Annotated in this window: 1 protein-coding gene; it reads left to right on the top strand. The window is 52.5% G+C overall.

Features of this window, described 5'->3' with window-relative positions; all coding sequences use genetic code 11:
• Positions 1-24: 24 nt before the first annotated feature.
• Positions 25-462: an Ig-like domain-containing protein gene (locus EII41_RS14700; protein WP_317615879.1), complete on the top strand. Its 438-nt coding sequence runs from the start codon at positions 25-27 to the stop codon at positions 460-462.
• Positions 463-1,042 lie beyond the last annotated feature (580 nt).

Below are 1,042 nucleotides of genomic sequence, written 5' to 3'. Positions count from 1 at the left end.
CTGACGCTCAACCATCCCGCGTTCGTGGCCAACGGGATCGCCACCTTCCGGCTCGAAATCGTCGAAATCCTCCCCGCCGACGCGGCCGACAAGTCCGTGACATGGGCCACCAACAACCCCTCCGTCGCCACGGTCGACGCCCAAGGCCTCGTGACCATCCATAAGAAAGGCAAAGCTACCCTGACAGCCACCGCCCGCGACGGCAGCGGCGTCAACGCCACCTGCCTCCTCGACGTGATCAGCACCGTAGCCAACGAAACGGTCGACGGCCTGCGCGTCTTCGCCGCCGACGGAGCCTTACGCCTGACGCTCCCCTCGCCCGAGACGGTACATCTATATCATGTCAGCGGCGCGATGGTGAAAACGCTCTTCCTCCCCGCCGGTGACCATATTCAGCCGTTGCCCCCGGGCGTGTATCTGGTGCGCGTAGGAGAGCGAGTAACGAAGATCCTTGTGAAGTGAAAAACGAAAAGTGAAGAGTGAAAAATGTAGCAATGTAGGGGCGAACCTGTGTGTTCGCCCTTATTTTTGTGTCGTGTTGGCAGGTTATCAGAACGCAAATGACGCAAATGACGCGAATTTGATTGTTAATTGTCAGTTGTTATTCAGCAGTCAGTCATCAGCATTCAGATACCACAAGTTGCACAAGTTTATGACAAGTTGCACTAATTTAATTGTCAGTTGTCAATGGTTATTCTTTACTACTCTGACTACCTTTGACTACTTTGCTTTACTTTTCACTTTTCACTTTTCACTTTTCACTTTTCGTTCATTTGCGTTCATTTGCGCCATTTGTGTTCATTTGCGTTCGGAACATCGTAAATTCCCCCCTTCGAAGGGATGACATCCCCCTTCGCTTCGCTCTTCCCCCTTTGAAGGGGGTAAGGGGGATGTTCATATCCACGCCATCGAAGGGCGAACACACAGGTTCGCCCCTACACGGCAAACAACTCAACAATTAAACAACTCAACAATCAAACCCCTCAACGCCCGCAAGGGAACATAAGGGCTGAAAGCCCGATATATTTCAGCCCCATCCCGT

The organism is Tannerella forsythia (assembly GCF_003860135.1).
GTDB lineage: Bacteria > Bacteroidota > Bacteroidia > Bacteroidales > Tannerellaceae > Tannerella > Tannerella forsythia_A.
This window is presented reverse-complemented; position numbering and strand designations above follow the sequence as displayed.